The organism is Brevibacillus brevis, from assembly GCF_022026395.1.
Lineage (GTDB): Bacteria > Bacillota > Bacilli > Brevibacillales > Brevibacillaceae > Brevibacillus.
This window is the reverse complement of the sequence record NZ_CP041767.1, coordinates 4,678,883-4,692,997: the sequence shown is the minus strand read 5'-3', so window position 1 is coordinate 4,692,997 and position 14,115 is coordinate 4,678,883. Positions and strand designations below refer to the sequence as shown.

The following is a 14,115-nucleotide window of genomic DNA, read 5'->3' as shown; positions in this document are numbered from 1 at the left end:
AAGTTGACTAGCAGTAATGATCGGATATTGATGGTGCTGGACAGTTTGAGGACAGGCGGAACGGAGACATATGTTCTTAGCATGGGTAAAGCATTGAGGAAAAAAGGCGTGCAACTGTTTTATGCAGGTGGCAATGGCCCTTTTTACCAAGAATTTGTTGATGCAGGCTTTTTGATAGAACCAATAGAATCCGCACGTGAGCCGCTCCAGGCACGCAGACAGCATCTGATCGAGTGTTACCGTGCATGTATGAAGAAGCATCGTATTACCATCGTCCATGTGCACCAGACGCCATCAGGTTTTCTTGCTGCTACGGCAGCCAATGAGCTCGGCATTCCTGTCGTGTTCACCTTGCATGGAACGTACTATCCAAAGGATGAGGCGATAAAAGTAGCCCAGCTCTGCTCCGCTGTTATCAGTGTGAGTAAGCCTGTCCAACTATTCTGGCAAAGGAGAGGGGTAAAAACCACACTCATTTCCAATGGGGTTGATGTGGAAGAGTTTCAGTCTGGCTCTGCAAGTAAGGCTGATGTGCCGTCATTGCCGCCTAATGCCATGGTGGTTACGTACGTGAGCCGGTTGGCTTGGCAAAAAGCGACGGTGTGCAACATGGTGTTGCGGGCAACCAAAACACTGCGGAGTGAAATCCCCAACCTGCATATCGTGGTGGTGGGTTCAGGTGCCCAGGCCATTCATGTTCATGAGTTGGCCAAAGCTCTGAATAAAGCCGCTGGGGAGCCCTATATTCACATTGTGGGGGAGCAAACAGATGTCCGGCCGTATTACGAAATCAGTGATTTGGTGATTGGAACAGGGAGGGTCGCACTCGAAGCGATGGCGTGTGGAAAGCCTGTGCTTGCAATCGGTAATCATGGCTACGTCGGTTTGGTCGAACCTTCGTCTTACGAGTTGGCTTGGGACTGTTACTTCGGTGACCATTCCTCCGTGCAGAAGCCGTCTCCTTCGTTGATTGATAGTGCTTTGCGTCAAGCATGTAGCGACCGGAGTCAATTGAAGGAAATAGGAGGTAAAGGAAGAGCGTGGATTCAAAACCATTTTCATATCACGCAAAAATGTGCCTCCTTGCTTACCGTTTATGCACAAATAAAGAATGGAGGGGGGGCGGCAAGCATGAAAAAAATTTTGTACGTTGGCTGGTTAGGTTTCAACAATTTGGGCGATGAGCTGATGTGGCATGCCTTTTACGATTTGTCATGCAAATACCTCGACCCTACACAATACAAGGTAATACCTTCCCTGCCCGGGGTTGATCTGAAGGATTTAAGCCCATATGACACCGTCGTTTTGGGGGGAGGATCGCTTCTCATCCCGGGGTATGTGGATGTAGCTTATCGTGCTGTTGAACAGAAAAAAAATCTATGGGTCTGGGGAAGCGGATTTGATTCGCAAGATCAAGTCGAGCTGGATTCTTCCGGCAGATTGACGAACAAGCTGATTACTGGCCAAGATAAAATGAGCCACATGCTGCAAAAAATCGCTGAGCACGCCACGTTTTTTGGTGTACGCGGACCACTTACACTCCAATACCTCCAGCAAGCGGGAGTGGGAGAAAGGGCAGCGATTAGCGGAGACCCGGGGATGCTGCTTCTCCCCGCATCATTGCCAACAGTGGTAGATAAAAGCAAGCGATCCACGATTGGCATCAACTGGGGTACGTCCTATAACCGGATTTATGGGAAAAACGAGACCGCAGTAGAGGATGGGCTTGTACATGCAGCCAAGAAGCTGATCAAGGCAGGCTACGATATCCACTTGCTCACCATGTGGGGACCGGATCGGGAAGCCATTAAAAGACTGTACAAAAAAATCGACGATCCAGCTCATACAATCCTCGACCTGGAGCTGCACGATCATAAACGAATGCTGCAACTGATGAAAGGCTTTCAGGCGACGATCAACTTTAAGTTGCATGCGAATGTGTTGAGTGCCGCTGCGGGTGTTCCGTTCGTTTGTTTGGCGTACCGCATTAAGGGCATTGACTTCGCTTATTCACTGGATCTCCCAGAGCTCATCGTGTCAACAGGCGAGCCGCAATTAGGTGAACGAATTCTTTCCTGCACCTGGGAGGCAATCGCACGCAAGGAGCAGATCGCAGCAAAATTGGCGGCGAGTCAGAAAAAAATGATCGAGAATTTGGAGCTGCCGTTCATCCAAGGCTTGCTGTAAGGCCATTTGTACAATGAAAAAGAAAAAGACGAGGGGACCTGCATATTCGCTACAGGTCCCCTCCATCGTTGTCGTGACAAAAATCAGTACTCACTATGCTCCCGCAAGCTGGCTACAGGAACACTCATCTCCTGATCCGGCTGGTTGAGCGGGTAAATCCTCGCCATGTCGTTGTCATCATCGATATGCTGGATGTATACAGGTATTCCGTCGCAGGTAACATTCGCCATAACGGGCGAAGCGGCGATTTCTTTCGCGCGCTGTATATTCATTTTGATTCCTCCTGTCATTTGTAACAGTTTTAATATGTACGTCAGCCCAGCATGGTATACTTTTTACGCCTGTTGACATTCCCTAAAATATGTAATAAATTGAAGATAGAAATTACTACGAAATCGTACTAAAAGGAGTCGCCGGTATGCATCAACTATACGACCTCTTTCTGAAAACCGGTTTACGTCCGTTCGCCTTTATGTCCGATACGATGCAGCTGGAAGAAAAACTGACTCGCTCTGATTTGTCGACCCTCCTCATCCTGCTTTTCCGCGGAGACTTGACGATGTCAGAGCTGGCTGCGGAGATGGGGGCGCCGCTTAGTTCGATGACTAGCATCGCGAAACGGCTTGAACGCAAGGGATACATCGCGAGGGCTACCTCTGTAGAGGATCAACGGGTGAAGCTCGTCACGCTAACACAACCAGGCAAACAGCTCGCCAAAGAATCGGAGCAAATGATGCTGACGATGCTGGGAAGGCTTCAAGAGGCATTTACGCCGGAAGAAATGGAGCAATTCACTACCCTTTTACTCAAAGCCGCCAAGGTATTTCAGGACGGAGGACCTGTCAAGCCTCGTGAAACAAAGGTTCGTTCCATCAAGATCAACATTGAGGAATAGTCTGATCGAGCCTGCTTCTTTTTTTGTCTAATTACTACGAAATCGTATTAAATGGATCGTGAAGGAGAGAGTCGAGATGAGAATCGTCATTTACACCGGTAAAGGTGGGGTTGGGAAGACGAGTGTTGCAGCAGCAACGGCTGTGAAGCTGGCAAAGCAGGGAAAGAGGACACTCGTACTCAGTACGGATGCCGCACACAGTTTGGCAGATTCATTGGGGACTGTGATCGGTCCAGATCCCGTACCAATCAGTGAAAATTTATGGGGCCAGGAAGTAAACAGCTTGCGGGAAACCGAGCGCAACTGGGGAGCCGTTCAGGGATGGCTGACAACACTGCTCGACAAAGCACAGCTGACTGATATTACAACGGAAGAGATGCTCGTTTTTCCTGGCATGGAGGAAATGTTCAGTTTACTACAGATCAAGGAACACGCTATGAGCGGGAAGTTCGACGTCCTGGTAGTGGATTGTGCCCCAACCGGGGAAACACTGCGCCTGCTTAGTTATCCGAATGTATTGAATTGGTGGCTGGAGAAAATTTTTCCGACCGAGCGCAAGCTAATCAAACTGGTTCGCCCAGTGGCCAAGATCGTCAACAAAGTAGAGCTTCCTTCTGATGATGTACTAGACAGTGTCGAGCAGCTCGCTCGAGGGCTGGAGGAAATGCAACACATTGTTTTGGACCCGGAGATTACATCAGTGAGGATCGTAGTAAACCCGGAGAAAATGGTGCTTGCGGAAGCAAAGCGATCGTTCACGTACTTGAATCTGTTCGGGTTCAATACGGATGCCATCATCGTGAATCGGGTGCTTCCGGACGAAGCAGGAGAAGGCTTTTTTGCCCACTGGCGAGAACTGCAACGAAAGTATGAGAACGAAATCGTGGAAAACTTTCAGCCGCTGCCGATTTTGAAAGCACCGATGATGCCAAAAGAAGTGATTGGGCTTCCTGTTTTAGAAGAATTGGCAGATATCGTTTTTGGAACAGAAGACCCATCGGCCAGGCTTTATCAGGGCAGAACGGAACTGATTCGAGAAGTGGACGGCGAGCTGCATTTGGAGCTGATGATTCCTTTTGTGGATAAAGCAGCCTTGGATTTAACGCAAACAGGGGATGAATTGACCGTAAATGCAGGTGCCTACAAACGAAAAGTCATCTTGCCACGCGTATTAATGGGACGACGGGTTACAGGAGCGAAATATGCGGAAGATCGGCTGATCATTCGTTTTAGCGCAAGGGAAGGGGCTGCTCAGCATTGAGAGGTACTGGATTGAATCGGGTGCTGACAATTCTTACGAACATGGAACAGTACGGAACAGAGCGCCATGTGAAAAATGCCTGGCAAGAATGGCTACTCGCATCGCGATCAGTGATCGACAGCATGATTGATGTGTTACAGGATGAACAAGACCGTCCGAGAGCTCATAAAATCAACATTTCTAAGGAATAGGCCAACTTGAGAGGAGAGAATTGAAATGGTAAGTGGGATCAAGCGCCAAATGGGTTTCACTCTAATCATTACAGGACTGCTGCATACGGTTGTTGGTTTCTTTTTATACGCGGAGCCGCTTCAGCAGATCGTCGTAAACGGCTTTTGGAATGCGGTAGGGAAAGAAGAGGGTGCTGCTTTCTGGTTTCTGATGTTTGGCTTTTTGTTGATGTTGCTCGGATATATGGCGGATTGGCTGATGAAAAAGAAGGGAATGGAGACGCCAGCTGCCTTTGGGTGGACGTTACTCGGGATATGTGTGGTCGGGGTAATTGCCATGCCTACCTCTGGCTTCTGGCTTGGTATACCACAGGCTGGCATCCTGCTGCGCAAGTGATGTAAGAAATTTGCGGATAGGTAGATGGTTCAGATAAAATGAATGTAACCATTTTCCATATGGTTCAATATCCGAGGTGATCTTCCTTGAACTTCTTAGATGCAAATAACCCCCCCTTTACACCAGAGGATCCTGATGTGTACAGTCCGGTACTAGGTGGGCCATACAAGCTGACAGGAAAACTAGAGTCGCAGTACGTCCCTCATCGAGATCCACAGGCGGTGAATTTTCAGCTATGTCTCGTGGGGAGATAGCGGAGTGGGCAACTTCTTCGTTCGCAGGGAGGATCTGCTTCGTCGGGATTTTTCAAAGGCTTCGTATACATGGGATTGTTTATAAAAGAAAGATGGGGATACAACGATGGCGCACATACATGACGTCCAAACCTTAATCAAAGAATCACAAAAGACCAGAGTGAAATACTTGTTCTTTTGGGGACATACACAGAAGGAGTCTGGCACGATCGATAAATCTTGCTTCAGCCAATGGTATCCGGCCGCATTTGTAGAGGACGGTATCACGTACCTGACCGCTGAGCATTACATGATGGCGAAAAAGGCTGAGCTGTTCGGCGATCTTGCCATCCGTGATGAAATACTCAAGAAAAGCCATCCAAAACAAGCGAAGGATTTGGGACGAAAGGTTTATTCCTTTGACGAGGCTGTGTGGAATGCGAACAAGACGGCGATTGTACGTCAGGCAAACCTGTTAAAATTCAGCCAGCATGCCGATTTGAAAGCATACCTCTTGGAAACAGGTGACCGTATTATTGTCGAAGCGAGTCCTTATGATCGGATATGGGGAATCGGGATGGCCCAAGATCATCCGCATGCGGAACAGCCCGAGAAATGGCGGGGAGAAAATTTGCTCGGTTTTGCATTGATGGCAGTCAGGGAGCAGTTGCGTTCGTGATTCGGATTACCAAAATCGGAGAAGAACCCGTCGAGCAGGTTCCCTATCTAGCAGCAGGCGCGAATGGCAAAGGTGTTGTTCCGAGCATGTTGCCTATCTTTTTTGGGGAAATGGCGAATATTCCTGAAGCTTATGAGGCGATCATCATTACTTCCGATCTGCAAGGGGTGATAGAGTCTTGGCAAGGGCAGCAGCAGGTACTGCTTGGCGAAGCGTTGCCAGAGATAGTATCACTGTTACTCCAGATCGAAAAGTCATCCATTTCAAGGGAACGCGTTCTGGTCTTGCTATGCGGAGACTTGTATGCCGATCCTTGGAAACGGGGAAGTAGCGGGGACCCTTCCTCCGTATGGCAGGCCTTTCAACGCGAGTTTGGAGAGGTGGTCGGGGTTGTTGGCAATCACGATTGGTTTGACTCTGGTTCCTTCGCACAGCTTCAACGCATGGCAGACATCACCGTAATCAATGATCCTGAAATGGTGCAAGTCAGCCAGCTCCGTATTGCGGGCCTGGGTGGAATCGTAGGTCGTGCGGATAAACCGAATCGGAGGGAAAGGAAGGAGTTCCTGAATGGAATGCGGGAACTGCTTCGGAAGCAGCCTGACATTTTGTTACTTCATCAAGGTCCGGATGAGCCTTCATTCGATCTGCAAGGCTTGCCTGAAATTCGTGAGTGCTTGCAGCAGTATCCTCCAGTACTCGTCTGCTGTGGGCATGTTCACTGGGAGCGGTCTTGGATCGAGCTTGCCCAAGGGACACAAGTGTTAAACGCGGATGGGAAGCTATTTGTCTTTACGAAAAAAAGTGGTTGAGCAGACGTTGTGCTGTCGACCACTTTTTTCTATCTACTGAACGGAAAATGCATTTTTTACCTGATCAAGCGACATGACCATCTGCCCATACAGCTTCCCGTCTGGAGTTGCGGGATCATACGGATTGGACTGGGGCAAGGAAACAGCGTAGACAAGCCCATGTGTTTGTTCCAGTACATCCCCCAGCGGAGGTCCTTCCATTTGGGACAGGTGATTCCAATGGGGTACCGTCATGACAAAAATGGTAAGGAGTGAGGATTGTTCCTCCTTTCGCTGGTTGGGAGCGAACATAAAATGCACTTCGTATTTCGTCGGCACATCCAGCTTGCCCTCCAGTGGCTGTTGGCGAGGCGGACGTTTTGGTGTTGATGAAAACTCCTTCACGATGTAATTTCCTGTCCAAGAGGGCGGAATGGTAAAAGTAAATGTCTCGGTGATCGGGATCGGCACCGTGAACTGATTGTTTATGGTTCGACCTTTGATCTCATCGGTTGCAGGTCTTTTCACTTCTCGTTCAGGGTCAGATGGAGCCGTTTGCTGTGGCGGTGGTGCTGCTTGTGGACCTGGCAGTGAACAGGCGGAGAACAGAAAAATGATGATGAGTCCTACAGAGAAATACGTTGCTGCTTTCATCACGGTCCTCCTTGATGTATAAAACACTCCCGTTTATTCATTCCACGCAAGGAGGAAAACTATTCCATATTCCTATCATGAATATTTATTCAATAAAACATATTTTTCTTGAATATCAGAAAATATATAATTATAATTTAAATCAGAAATCATTTCCGGTATTCGGAAAAACTAATACGCAATTCATCCGGGAGATAAATGGGGGATAGCAGGATGATTGAGGTTAAGCAGCTTGTCAAATCTTTTGGCCCGTTAACCGTGTTGAAGGGCGTTACGCTCACGGTGGAAGAAAAGGAAGTTGTCGTCTTGCTTGGGGCCAGTGGTTCAGGCAAAAGTACTTTACTCCGATGTTTGAATTTTCTGGAATTTTATGACAGCGGAGAGATTCGAATCGGTGGTCAGCAGATTGATCCACACAAGACGAATCTGAATCAGTTCCGAGCCGAGGTCGGCATGGTTTTTCAGCACTTCAATCTGTTTCCGCACAAGACCGTGTTAGAAAACGTGATCGAGGCACCTGTTCACGTCAAAGGGATGAATCCAACAGAGGCCAAACAATTAGCGTATGAGCTCCTGAAAAAAGTAAATATGCAGGACAAAGCCGATGTCTACCCGGACATGCTCTCCGGTGGACAAAAGCAGCGGGTTGCCATCGCACGGGCACTAGCGATGAAGCCGAAGATCATGCTGTTTGATGAGCCTACCTCTGCACTCGATCCCGAGCTCGTCGGTGAAGTGTTACAGGTCATGAAGCAGCTCGCCAAAGAAGGAATGACGATGATCGTCGTGACGCATGAAATGGGCTTCGCTCGTGAAGTAGCAGATCGGGCGGTGTTCATGCACGATGGGCAAATCCTCGAGCAAGGACCGCCGAGAGAATTCTTTGAAAATCCGCAGCATGATCGTACCAAGCAATTTTTAGGCAGCATCCGTTAAAATCCACGAAAAAGCTAGTTCAAAAAGGCGTCTTTTGATCACGAATAATAGAGATGAATACAGGGGGAATCACCAATGAAAAAACGTGCAAAATGGTCTGGAATTTTGTTGTCCACTGTTCTGGTAGGCTCGTTGTTGCTCTCGGCTTGTGGATCACAGGAAAGTGCGCCAGCAGCAGGTGGACAAGCTTCTGGAGACGGGGGAAAGAAAGATTTTACGTACGCCATGAGTGGCGTATACAAGCCGTTTAGTTTCAAGGAAAACGGGCAATTGACCGGCTTTGACGTAGAGATCGGACAAGCGCTGGCAGAAAAAATGGGCATGAATGCAGTGCCGATCACCAATCCATTCGAAACGATCATCCCCGGTCTGGACGCGAAAAAATACGACGCTGTCATCGGGAGCTTGACCGTCACACCTGAACGCCAAAAAGCTGTTCTGTTCACGAATCCATACTACCGTTCCGGTTCGCAAATTTTCGTGCAAGAAGGCAATACAGCGATCAAGAGCAAAGAGGATTTGAAAGGCAAAAAGATCGGTGTCGTGAAAGCATCCAACTACTTGGATTGGGCGAAAAAGCTGACCGATGAAGACAAAATTACTCAGTATGATAGCGATATCACCGCTTTGCTGGACTTGCCGACAGGACGTCTCGATGCTGTGATTACCGACCAGGTAGTAGGCTTGCGTTTCATTAAAGAAGGCGGCGGAAAAGTGATTGATGTAGGTGAACCACTCAGCTTTGACGAGCAAGCGATTGCTGTGCGCTTGGGTGACCAGGAGGCAGTGGAGCGGATCAACAAGGCATTGGATGAGATCGTCAAAGACGGTACCTATGAAAAGATCAGCCAAAAATGGTTTGGTCGCAATATCTTGCAAAAACAGTGAGTGGGCAACGGGGTGTCCGTGATGGACGCCCCCCTTTTTAACGCTTCATGTGAGGAGGATTGAACGTGATTATTGATATTTTTCTATCCAGTTATCCCCTTTTTCTAAAAGCGACATGGCTCACGGTTCAGTTGACGGCAGTTGCCCTGATCCTCGGTTGTGGGGTAGGTCTTGTCATTGCCTTTTTCCGAATATCCGATTCCAAAGTGTTGAACTACATCGCACACACCTACATTACCGTCATTCGTGGAACGCCTTTGATTGTGCAAATCTGTATTCTGTACTTCGGCTTGGCGAATATGGTGACATTGTCCCAGTTTTGGGCAGGGGCCATCGCGCTTGCGGTTCATAATGGTGCGTATATTGCAGAAATCTTCCGAGGCTCCATCCAGTCAATCGATCGCGGGCAGATGGAGGCTTCCCGATCACTCGGAATGTCGTATCCGTTGGCGATGCGCAGAATCATTTTGCCGCAGGCGTTCCGTCGGGCGATCCCATCGCTTGGCAACCAGTTCATTATCGGGTTGAAGGATTCGTCGTTGGTCGCCTACGTAGGGATGCAGGATTTATGGGGAACGGGCCTCGGTGAAGCAGCTTCCAACTACAAGCAGTTGGAGACGTATATGGTCGTCGGGTTGTACTATCTCGTGCTGATCATGATCTTCTCGTATTTCGTGAACAAGCTGGAAGCAAGACTTGCCAAAGGAAAAGCCCCCACTAAACAAACGAAAGATAACACGAGTGTTGCAGCGTAACTTTATGTCATGGAGGACGAAAGAAGGATGGTTCAATCAGTCGAACGGGCGATGAAAATTATTCGGGTACTGATTTCAGACGAAAAACATGCTTGGCCGATTTCGGAGCTGGCGAGCGCAACAGGTCTTCCAATCAGTACGCTCCACCGTTTTCTCGAATCCATGATCCAGTTCGGATTGGTTGAGCAGGATCCAGTCACCAAGCATTACAAACCGGGATATACGTGGATGGAAATCGGTTTTATCCTGCATGAAAAGCTGAACCTGCGGGCTGTGGCGAAACCTTTCATGGAGGAGCTGGCGAATGAAGTCGAGGAGAGTATCTTCCTCAACGTATTGGCGGGGACGGATTCGATGCCGATCGAAAAAGTAGAAAGTCCACTGAAGATACGCATCGACGAGAACCTGGGGGAGCGGATACCTCTCACAATCGGCGCCCCCAGTAAAATCATTCTCGCGTATTTGAAACAGGATGCGATTACAAAAGTCGTTTCCGCCCAGCTTGCCCGAGACAAGCAGCCGTCATTTTTGGAGCAGCTGAGTGAAGCCAAGAAAAGTGGCTATGCGATCAGCTACGAGGAGAAGACGGAAGGCACCATGGCAGTTGCCGCACCGATCATCGGCTACGGAAATCAACTCGTCGGAGCGCTCTCGATCAATGCTCCGTGCTTTCGGGTGACAGAAGATCGATTGCCCCAACTCATCGAAAAAGTGAAGCGTCAGGCTGCGACGATTTCGGCAAGAATCGGCGGAGCATAAGCAAACCCTCCATTCCAGCATCTGTTGGTGGAGGGTTTGCTTTTTTTAATAGGAACCATTGGATCTTTCAATTTTTTCGCCCTGAAAAACTGTGTTAGTGTGAAAGAAACAGTGGGGAGGGAAGATAGACATGTTTCCATTTCGCGTCATCAATCAGGAAACCACGGAAGATGTGCTGGATATGGCCAGCGTGATTGAAGTGGTCGAGCAAGCCTATCAAATGAAATCGAGTCAGCAGGCGACGTTGTTTCCGCTCATTTTTCATGAGTTCGTAGAGGGGAAAGCCGACATGGATATCAAATCCGGTCATTTGCCCCAAGCCGATATATTTGGACTCAAGCTCGTCTCGTGGTTCGGTGACAATGACAAGAAAGGCCTGCCACAATTAGTGGGTACGGTGATGGTATTGGATAGCCAAACTGGCGTACCGCAGGGGATTTTGAGTGGAGAGCACATCACTTGTATGCGTACAGGAGCTGCCGGTGGAATCGGGGCAAAGTATTTGGCACGTCCCGAATCAGAGAACCTGCTGATTGTCGGGACGGGACATCAGGCTCCTTTTCAAATCATGGCGACACTGATGACGATGACAGAGATCAAGCGGGTGTACATCTGCAATCCGCGATCACCAGAAAAGGCGCAAAGCTTTGCCGCCAACATCAAAGAAAGCTTATTGACCAGATTCGTCTCCAAATATGCAGAAGAATTGTACGAGCGGTTTGCCAGCCGTTGTGACGTGCAGTTTATTGCAGTGGACAACCTCGAAGAAGCGACTAGACAAGCAGATATTATCATCACCGCAACCTCTTCACGTGAACCGATGATCCAAGCGGAGTGGGTGAAGCCGGGGACGCATATTACCTGCATAGGGGCAGACATGGAAGGAAAACAGGAAATCGATGAACGGCTTTTTGCAAAAGCGCGCGTCTTCGTTGATGATGTAGGACAGGCTGTACGCCTGGGAGAGACGAAGGTAGCTGTAAAAAAGGGTCTGATAACAGAAGGCGATATCGCAGCAGAGATCGGCAATGTCATCTCCGGTAATGCCCAAGGACGACAACATGTAGAAGAAATCACGATTTTTGATAGCACCGGGATCGCGTTCCAAGATTTACTTACAGCTGCACACATTTTGAAAGTGGCGGATAAACGCGGTGTAGGTACGATAGTTGATCTGTAAAAGTGAAAGGATAAGGAGAGGAACGACGATGAGAATTGCACCTTTTAAAGTAGAAGAATGGATGAACGCTTACGAGATGGAGGCAGTTTACAATATTGCCGAAACATGCGTTGATTCACTGACGGTAGAAGAGTTGATTCGCCTTTCCGATGAGCCGGAGGATTTTTTCCGCGAGATGGCCCAGAAGAAGCTGACATACGGACATATCGAGGGTTCACCGGAATTCCGCATCCTCGTCGCGAGTATGTATCAAACGATGAAGCCCGAGAACATTTTGGCGATGAACGGGGCGATTGGAGCGAATTTTCTTACCTTGTTCTCGCTCGTTGCGCCTGGTGACGAAGTCATTACCGTTCATCCGACCTATCAGCAAATTTATTCGGTACCGGAGTCATTCGGAGCGCAGGTCAAGCTGCTCAGACTTTTGCCGGAAAATGATTTTCTGCCTGATCTGGATGAGCTGCGCTCGCTCGTTACAGACAAGACCAAGCTGATCTGTATCAACAATCCGAACAATCCATCCGGAGCTTTGATGGGTGAAGGGTTGCTGCGAGAAATCGTAGAGATTGCCCGCTCCGTTGATGCCTACCTGTTGTGTGACGAGGTATATCGAAATTTGCACCAAGACCCGGAGGTTGTGGTACCATCCATCGTTGACCTGTACGAAAAAGGGATTGCGACAAGCAGCATGTCCAAAGTGTTTTCGTTGGCGGGCTTGCGTCTGGGATGGATTGCAGCACCTCAGGATGTGATCAAAAGCTGCTTTACGCACCGCGATTATACGACCATCAGCTGCGGGATGCTGGATGACATGCTGGCTGTCCATGCACTGAAAAACCGTGACAAGATTATGGAGCGCAGCCTGAAGATCGTGCGCGACAACCTGCAGATTCTCGATGAGTGGGTGGCGAAGGAGCCGTTGGTCTCTTACGTAAAGCCGCAGGCAGGAACAACCGCAATGCTCAAGTACGAGCTGGATATCCCTTCGGAAACGTTTTGCATTGACCTGTTTAAAACGACAGGGGCGTTTTTGACACCAGGCAGTTGCTTTGACATGGAAGGGTGGGTACGAATCGGGTACGCCTGCTCGACGGAAGTGCTTAAAGTAGGTCTGGCAAAAGTATCGGAGTTTTTGGAGTCACGGAAATAAGGGATAAAGTGGGTTGGCAAAAAGGTACTGACGATCGTGAGCGGCAGTAACGTAGATGCTAGCAAGCTGGCGGAGATTATAGAGAAGCACGCATAGGGTATATCGGTTGAACATAGAGCCACTCTCGGCTACACTTTTTCTAACAGAGGTTGTTCAAAAAGCCGACTTTTTGAACACGCACTTACAGGAAGAATGGGTGTCGTTCGGTGAGGGAGTGGATAATCAATTATGGAGTTACGCAATCTGAAGACATTTCAGGTCGTTGCCGAGCATTTGAACTTGACGAAGGCTGCAGAGCAACTCGGATACAGCCAGCCTACGATTACTCTCCAGATTCAAGCATTGGAGCGGGAATTGGGACATCCTTTGCTCAATCGGGTAGGCAAGCGCACGTTTTTGACACCGGCCGGAAAAATAGTGAAACAGCATACGGATCAGCTTTTCTACGTTCTCCAGCACATGGCGGAGGGACTTAATTACTTAGACATGCCTGTAGGACCGCTGGTCGTGGCGGCCCCGGAGTTTTATTGCATCCAATACATGCCTCAAATTCTGAAAGCATATGTGGAGACACACCCACAGGTCAATCTACAGGTGATTTCATGCACCAGTCAGGAGACCTTGAAAAAAATCCAAGCCCACGAGGCGGATATTGGGATCATTGCGGGCACCACCTCGCACCCAGGTATTCATTCCAGTGTCGTGGACTTAGAACAATTCACTTTGATTGCTTCTCCTGATTTGATGAAGGACAAAACTCTGGCAGATGCACTCGTGACCTTTCCTTTTTTGTCCTATCAGGAGGGGTGCAATCTCGATGAATTTATTACCCAATGCCTGTTGGAGTTAAACTACATCCCACCTTCTGTCATTAAATGTAGCAGCGAAGAAACGATCAAACGGTCAGTCCTGAATCAAACAGGCATAGCCCTGCTCAGTACGGTTTTAGTGGAAAAAGAACTTCGTACAGGAGAACTAATTGAGCTGTACCGCTTTTCCAAGAAAGCAGAAGCATCACTGGTCTGTCTGGGGCGCCGAAGAGAAGAACCCGCAATCCAAACCTTCATGGAGCTCGTCAAAGACATCTGGTTATCCGTAAGAGAAGAGTAGGCAGCCTAAGAAGTCCTTCAAAAGTAAAGAAGTTGGGAAAAACAGTTTCGTTTTTCCCAACTTCTTTTTC

Annotated in this window: 17 protein-coding genes; 15 read left to right on the top strand and 2 right to left on the bottom strand. The window is 48.7% G+C overall.

Going from position 1 to position 14,115, the window contains the following annotated elements; translation table 11 throughout:
* The first annotated feature begins 3 nt into the window (after window positions 1–3).
* On the top strand, window positions 4–2,187 hold the full coding sequence (locus FO446_RS22235) for a glycosyltransferase (RefSeq protein ID WP_173612039.1): 2,184 nt from the start codon (window positions 4–6) through the stop codon (window positions 2,185–2,187).
* Window positions 2,188–2,270: 83 nt separating this feature from the next.
* On the opposite strand, the gene FO446_RS22230 is transcribed toward FO446_RS22235, so the two are convergent.
* Window positions 2,271–2,459 (bottom strand): small acid-soluble spore protein H, encoded by a 189-nt coding sequence (locus FO446_RS22230; RefSeq protein ID WP_173612038.1) that lies wholly within the window; start codon window positions 2,457–2,459, stop codon window positions 2,271–2,273.
* A 146-nt stretch (window positions 2,460–2,605) separates the two neighbouring features.
* Between FO446_RS22230 and FO446_RS22225 the strand changes: the two genes are divergently transcribed.
* The 7 genes from FO446_RS22225 to FO446_RS22195 all read left to right on the top strand — a co-directional run bounded on the left by FO446_RS22225 (window position 2,606) and on the right by FO446_RS22195 (window position 6,634).
* Complete coding sequence (locus FO446_RS22225) at window positions 2,606–3,082, top strand: MarR family winged helix-turn-helix transcriptional regulator (RefSeq protein ID WP_173612037.1); 477 nt, start codon at window positions 2,606–2,608, stop codon at window positions 3,080–3,082.
* A 76-nt stretch (window positions 3,083–3,158) separates the two neighbouring features.
* Window positions 3,159–4,343, top strand: coding sequence for an ArsA family ATPase (locus FO446_RS22220; RefSeq protein WP_173612036.1), 1,185 nt, complete (start codon window positions 3,159–3,161; stop codon window positions 4,341–4,343).
* On the top strand, window positions 4,340–4,534 hold the full coding sequence (locus FO446_RS22215) for a hypothetical protein (protein ID WP_237899082.1): 195 nt from the start codon (window positions 4,340–4,342) through the stop codon (window positions 4,532–4,534). The genes FO446_RS22220 and FO446_RS22215 overlap by 4 nt, the downstream gene beginning before the upstream one ends.
* A gap of 25 nt (window positions 4,535–4,559) precedes the next feature.
* Window positions 4,560–4,910 carry a DUF6463 family protein gene (locus FO446_RS22210; RefSeq protein WP_173612034.1) on the top strand — a complete coding sequence of 117 codons (351 nt, stop codon included), beginning with the start codon at window positions 4,560–4,562 and terminating at the stop codon, window positions 4,908–4,910.
* Window positions 4,911–5,135: 225 nt separating this feature from the next.
* A complete protein-coding gene (locus tag FO446_RS22205; protein WP_269137342.1) occupies window positions 5,136–5,249 on the top strand; it encodes a DUF1963 domain-containing protein in 114 nt (37 codons plus the stop codon).
* Between the two features lie 21 nt (window positions 5,250–5,270).
* A complete protein-coding gene (locus FO446_RS22200) occupies window positions 5,271–5,822 on the top strand; it encodes a riboflavin biosynthesis intermediates N-glycosidase (protein WP_237899081.1) in 552 nt (183 codons plus the stop codon).
* A complete protein-coding gene (locus tag FO446_RS22195) occupies window positions 5,819–6,634 on the top strand; it encodes a metallophosphoesterase (RefSeq protein ID WP_237899080.1) in 816 nt (271 codons plus the stop codon). Before FO446_RS22200 ends, FO446_RS22195 begins: the two co-directional genes overlap by 4 nt.
* A 33-nt stretch (window positions 6,635–6,667) precedes the next feature.
* Here the strand turns inward: FO446_RS22195 and FO446_RS22190 are convergent, their stop codons facing one another.
* Window positions 6,668–7,267 (bottom strand): hypothetical protein, encoded by a 600-nt coding sequence (locus tag FO446_RS22190; protein ID WP_173612030.1) that lies wholly within the window; start codon window positions 7,265–7,267, stop codon window positions 6,668–6,670.
* A gap of 213 nt (window positions 7,268–7,480) precedes the next feature.
* Between FO446_RS22190 and FO446_RS22185 the strand changes: the two genes are divergently transcribed.
* From FO446_RS22185 to FO446_RS22155, 7 genes are all read left to right on the top strand, one after another.
* Window positions 7,481–8,203, top strand: a complete 723-nt coding sequence (locus FO446_RS22185; RefSeq protein WP_173612029.1) for an amino acid ABC transporter ATP-binding protein — start codon at window positions 7,481–7,483, stop codon at window positions 8,201–8,203.
* Between the two features lie 75 nt (window positions 8,204–8,278).
* A complete protein-coding gene (locus FO446_RS22180; RefSeq protein WP_173612028.1) occupies window positions 8,279–9,091 on the top strand; it encodes an ABC transporter substrate-binding protein in 813 nt (270 codons plus the stop codon).
* 65 nt (window positions 9,092–9,156) lie between these two features.
* Window positions 9,157–9,846, top strand: a complete 690-nt coding sequence (locus FO446_RS22175; RefSeq protein WP_056491238.1) for an amino acid ABC transporter permease — start codon at window positions 9,157–9,159, stop codon at window positions 9,844–9,846.
* 27 nt (window positions 9,847–9,873) lie between these two features.
* Window positions 9,874–10,605 (top strand): IclR family transcriptional regulator, encoded by a 732-nt coding sequence (locus FO446_RS22170; protein WP_173612027.1) that lies wholly within the window; start codon window positions 9,874–9,876, stop codon window positions 10,603–10,605.
* A 130-nt stretch (window positions 10,606–10,735) separates the two neighbouring features.
* On the top strand, window positions 10,736–11,785 hold the full coding sequence (locus FO446_RS22165; RefSeq protein WP_237899079.1) for an ornithine cyclodeaminase family protein: 1,050 nt from the start codon (window positions 10,736–10,738) through the stop codon (window positions 11,783–11,785).
* A gap of 28 nt (window positions 11,786–11,813) precedes the next feature.
* Complete coding sequence (locus FO446_RS22160; RefSeq protein ID WP_237899078.1) at window positions 11,814–12,935, top strand: aminotransferase; 1,122 nt, start codon at window positions 11,814–11,816, stop codon at window positions 12,933–12,935.
* A gap of 228 nt (window positions 12,936–13,163) precedes the next feature.
* A complete protein-coding gene (locus FO446_RS22155; protein ID WP_237899077.1) occupies window positions 13,164–14,045 on the top strand; it encodes a LysR family transcriptional regulator in 882 nt (293 codons plus the stop codon).
* The last annotated feature ends 70 nt before the right edge of the window (window positions 14,046–14,115 follow it).

Excerpts from the sequence above, each read along its gene's own strand:
- FO446_RS22230 (WP_173612038.1), bottom strand. The coding sequence starts at position 2,459 with ATGAATATACAGCGCGCGAAAGAAATCGCCGCTTCGCCCGTTATGGCG.
- FO446_RS22225 (WP_173612037.1), top strand. The coding sequence starts at position 2,606 with ATGCATCAACTATACGACCTCTTTCTGAAAACCGGTTTACGTCCGTTC.
- FO446_RS22220 (WP_173612036.1), top strand. The coding sequence starts at position 3,159 with ATGAGAATCGTCATTTACACCGGTAAAGGTGGGGTTGGGAAGACGAGT.
- FO446_RS22210 (WP_173612034.1), top strand. The coding sequence starts at position 4,560 with ATGGTAAGTGGGATCAAGCGCCAAATGGGTTTCACTCTAATCATTACA.
- FO446_RS22200 (WP_237899081.1), top strand. The coding sequence starts at position 5,271 with ATGGCGCACATACATGACGTCCAAACCTTAATCAAAGAATCACAAAAG.
- FO446_RS22190 (WP_173612030.1), bottom strand. The coding sequence starts at position 7,267 with ATGAAAGCAGCAACGTATTTCTCTGTAGGACTCATCATCATTTTTCTG.
- FO446_RS22185 (WP_173612029.1), top strand. The coding sequence starts at position 7,481 with ATGATTGAGGTTAAGCAGCTTGTCAAATCTTTTGGCCCGTTAACCGTG.
- FO446_RS22180 (WP_173612028.1), top strand. The coding sequence starts at position 8,279 with ATGAAAAAACGTGCAAAATGGTCTGGAATTTTGTTGTCCACTGTTCTG.
- FO446_RS22170 (WP_173612027.1), top strand. The coding sequence starts at position 9,874 with ATGGTTCAATCAGTCGAACGGGCGATGAAAATTATTCGGGTACTGATT.
- FO446_RS22165 (WP_237899079.1), top strand. The coding sequence starts at position 10,736 with ATGTTTCCATTTCGCGTCATCAATCAGGAAACCACGGAAGATGTGCTG.
- FO446_RS22160 (WP_237899078.1), top strand. The coding sequence starts at position 11,814 with ATGAGAATTGCACCTTTTAAAGTAGAAGAATGGATGAACGCTTACGAG.
- FO446_RS22155 (WP_237899077.1), top strand. The coding sequence starts at position 13,164 with ATGGAGTTACGCAATCTGAAGACATTTCAGGTCGTTGCCGAGCATTTG.